The 3,388-nt window shown below is 60.0% G+C and carries 3 protein-coding genes; 2 read left to right on the top strand and 1 reads right to left on the bottom strand.

What is annotated here, in order from left to right; genetic code table 11:
• The first annotated feature begins 418 nt into the window (after positions 1 to 418).
• A complete protein-coding gene (locus tag EU800_RS25790) occupies positions 419 to 1,213 on the top strand; it encodes a class I SAM-dependent methyltransferase (protein WP_129636319.1) in 795 nt (264 codons plus the stop codon).
• A 69-nt stretch (positions 1,214 to 1,282) separates the two neighbouring features.
• On the opposite strand, the gene EU800_RS25785 is transcribed toward EU800_RS25790, so the two are convergent.
• Complete coding sequence (locus tag EU800_RS25785; RefSeq protein WP_129636318.1) at positions 1,283 to 2,089, bottom strand: class I SAM-dependent methyltransferase; 807 nt, start codon at positions 2,087 to 2,089, stop codon at positions 1,283 to 1,285.
• 98 nt (positions 2,090 to 2,187) lie between these two features.
• Here EU800_RS25785 and EU800_RS25780 point away from each other — a divergent pair, with 98 nt between their 5' ends.
• On the top strand, positions 2,188 to 2,877 hold the full coding sequence (locus tag EU800_RS25780; protein WP_165354857.1) for a helix-turn-helix domain-containing protein: 690 nt from the start codon (positions 2,188 to 2,190) through the stop codon (positions 2,875 to 2,877).
• Positions 2,878 to 3,388: the final 511 nt, after the last annotated feature.

The raw sequence follows: 3,388 nt of genomic DNA, 5'->3' as shown, positions 1-3,388 counted from the left end.
GATCGCTGTATTGCTGCTCGGATGGCGTGCGTGGTCGTGGCGCTGCCGTGACGTACCTGTCCCATAGGGCTTCCTTCCATTCCAGCGAATGGATCGCACCATCAAACCGTGGGATCAAACACCTAACTCACCCGTTCAGATTTCCCGAGCCACCTCTCTCTTGCTGAATAGTCGCGGCAGTTCAGTTTCTCCGAGTCCGCTGTTCATACGTCTCGCAGCGATATTGATCCCGGGAATTGGCTTTGTGGGGGAGCAAGTTGCGGTTTCGGTCTTGCCCAAGGATTTTATCGCTGGTCATAGCGCGAAGCGCCTTGCATCGGGTTTCGACAGGGATTGTGCTAAGATCAATAGGAAGTGACGGCCACCGGGCCGATCTTCGCTGGCCGCCGCGTCGGAAACCTGACCGGGGTAGTTCAAAATGACTGACAATGCGATGTGGGAGGGCGACAGCTATGACCTCCTGATGGGGCGCTGGAGCCGTTTACTGGCCCCGTCGTTCGTTGATTTCGCAAGTGTAACGGATGGCGATCACGTCCTCGAGGTTGGTTGCGGGACCGGTTCCCTGACGCGAGCCGTGCTGGACGCCGGCCCGGAAGTTCTGGTCACGGGAATTGATGGCTCTGCAGACTACATTGAGATCAATCGTACGACCACCGGGGACAACCGGGCGACCCTGGAACAAGGCGACGCGCAGGCGCTCTCCTACCAGGACAACAGTTTCAACGGGGCGGTCTCGCTCCTGGTAATGAACTTCGTCCCAGACCCGGCGGGTGCGGTGACCGAAATGAAGCGCGTGACGCGAACCGGCGGCTATGTCGCGGCGGCGGTGTGGGATTATGGCGATGGCATGCTGATGCTCAGGCACCTGTGGGACGAAGCTGCTGCGATGGACGCCGATGCCGAAGCAAGGCACGAACGGAACATGCCGTTATGTCGCGACGGTGAGTTGGCAGCGCTATGGCGTGAATGCGGTTTGCGAAACGTGACCGATACAGGTCTGACGATCCAAATGAATTTCAGCTCGTTCGACGATTACTGGAAGCCATTCCTAAACGGTCCCGGGCCATCGGGCGCCTATGTCAGCGGCCTTGACGCGGCGGCGCAGGCGCGCCTCCGCAATCGGCTATACAGGAAATTGGCAGGCGGAAGCGAAGAGACCCCGTTCAGCCTGAGTGCGAGAGCCTGGGCCGTCCGCGGCAGGGTCGATGACTGATTACCGGGCTACCGGATCGGCGCTCAGCCTCACGACACTGGGGTTCAGTGCCTTTGATCGATGCCCCGTTCAGCGACACTCCCACACCACGATGTGCGCGGGCGCCGGAAACTCGACCTTGCCGTTCGCGCCAGCAAATTGGTCCAACCGGTCCTCTGCCGCCTTGATGAGCGCCACGAAGCCGGCATCGTCGATGAACTCTGCCAAAGTCCAGCCTCGTACGTCCATGCGGACCCACTCGTGGATTGAATCGAACCGCGCGGTGCCGGAAACAGTGGAAAGCGCAGCGTCTGCCATGCCACCCTCGCCAAGCAAGCCCCGGAGGCGTTCCGTATCGCCCAGAATGAACGGCGCACGCAGGGCATCCGCGGCGTCAAATCCGAACATCTCGTCGATCAGCGCAATCATGCCGGCATATCCGGGTGTGTTGGCCTCGTGATCCCAGACAGACAAGGCGATGCGGCCCCCTGGGCGAAGTACTCGCCGCATTTGCCGGAGCGCTTGCGCCTTGTCTTCGAAGAACATCAACCCGAACTGACAGAGCACGGTGTCGAACCCGCCATCGGCAAAGGGAAGCTCTTCAGCAACGCCCTCAACCCATTCGATCCCAGGCGCCCGATTCCTTGCCACCGCCAACATGTCAGAGTTTCGGTCGAGGCCGACGATGGGGTCTTCGCGGCCAATCCGGCTGGCGGCCACGCGCGTCGTGGCGCCCGTTCCACAGGCCACGTCGAGCACCGCTTGACCCGGTTTGATGATGACGGCGTCGCACAATGGTTCGGCCCAGGCGCCAAACAGCGCCGGCACGAAAAATTCGTCATAGATTTCGGCGGCAGATTTCGAAACCTGCCCGGTATTCGCTGCCTTGGTGGTCATCGTGCCTCCTGCGCTTCCAGAGTCTCCTGACCAACGGTGACATGGTGCCGGTGGGACGGTATAGTTTAAAATCTGTAGTAAGGAGAAAGGCACGGCAGGTGAAATCCTACGGTCAGTTCTGCCCTGTCGCCAAAGCTGCGGAGCTGTTCTGCGAACGTTGGAACGCGCTGATCGTGCGTGATCTCGCGACCGGCCCGCGCCGGTTTAGTGAGTTGAAACGCGGTGTACCGCTGATGTCGCCGTCGCTTCTGTCTTCACGGCTGAAGTGGCTCGTCGAAGAGGGGATCGTGGAGCACGTCGACAGTGGCGACATCCGGTCCGGTTACACACTTACGGAATCCGGGCGCGAGTTTATCCCCCTGGTCGAAGCGCTTGGCACATGGGGGCAGCGCTGGACGCGGCGCGAGCTGAAGGAACACGAAATCGACCTGGGGCTACTCGTCTGGAGCCTTGAAAGCTCCACCGATCCAAATGCATTTGGCGCGCGACCCTGCCTGATTCGTCTGGAGTTGACCGACCAAACAGACACGAAACGTTTCTGGTGGTTCCTGAACCACAAGGGTCGGTGCGAATTGTGCGTCGAAGATCCGGGCGGCGATGTGAACCTGTATTTGTCGTGCACGCTTCCTGATGCAATCTATATTGTGCGGGGCGACATCACGCCATCTGCGGCCATCGAGTCGGAGAGGCTCGAAGTCATTGGCGACGAATGGGCTCGCAGCGCATTCAGCAGATGGCTCAACCTCGGTCCGCTGACGAAGGTCGCGTCCCTTCGAGACGGCAAATAAGACTCCTCAAGCAAAGGCTCCCAGCGACCTTGCAGCGGCGCAGATCAATGCCCGGCTCGGAGGTCGCCTGAATGGCGGTTTCCAACGCCGCGGTCTGGCTGGCTGGCGCGGGCAGAGGAATTTGAGTCACCACCCGCCATGCAAGCTACTGCAATGGCTAAATCGCGGAGATTAAACAGACCATCGTACGCAGCGATCTCTCAATCGTTGGGAACCGTCTGCGCTGTCGCCGACGTGCCAAGGCCAACGAGGCAAGCGATCAGAATGAAGAGACAAATGGCAAATCATTCTTTCATGCATCCTCCAGCAATGACGCTGGCTTGATCTCTGTACGACCCGACATGCGACGGGGTTGCTGCGGCGGATCCCGTTGCGCCCGGCAGTCATAGGTGGCTCGGGTTGTCTGAACAGTTTGGAGCTGTGTTCTAAGTGGATCTTCCGCTCAGTTATGCCGCGACCGGAATTGGCCGGGACGGGGTGAGATATGCCTGATCGGGCGTTTTCCCGTCCA

Source organism: Tropicimonas sp. IMCC6043, assembly GCF_004146235.1.
In the GTDB taxonomy this organism is placed as follows: domain Bacteria; phylum Pseudomonadota; class Alphaproteobacteria; order Rhodobacterales; family Rhodobacteraceae; genus Tropicimonas.
Note: the sequence above shows the minus strand (reverse complement) of the source record. Positions and strands in the feature narration are given on the sequence as shown.

Bases quoted from the DNA above. Each gene is read 5' to 3' on its own strand.
- EU800_RS25790 (WP_129636319.1), top strand. From the start codon at position 419: ATGACTGACAATGCGATGTGGGAGGGCGACAGCTATGACCTCCTGATG.
- EU800_RS25785 (WP_129636318.1), bottom strand. From the start codon at position 2,089: ATGACCACCAAGGCAGCGAATACCGGGCAGGTTTCGAAATCTGCCGCC.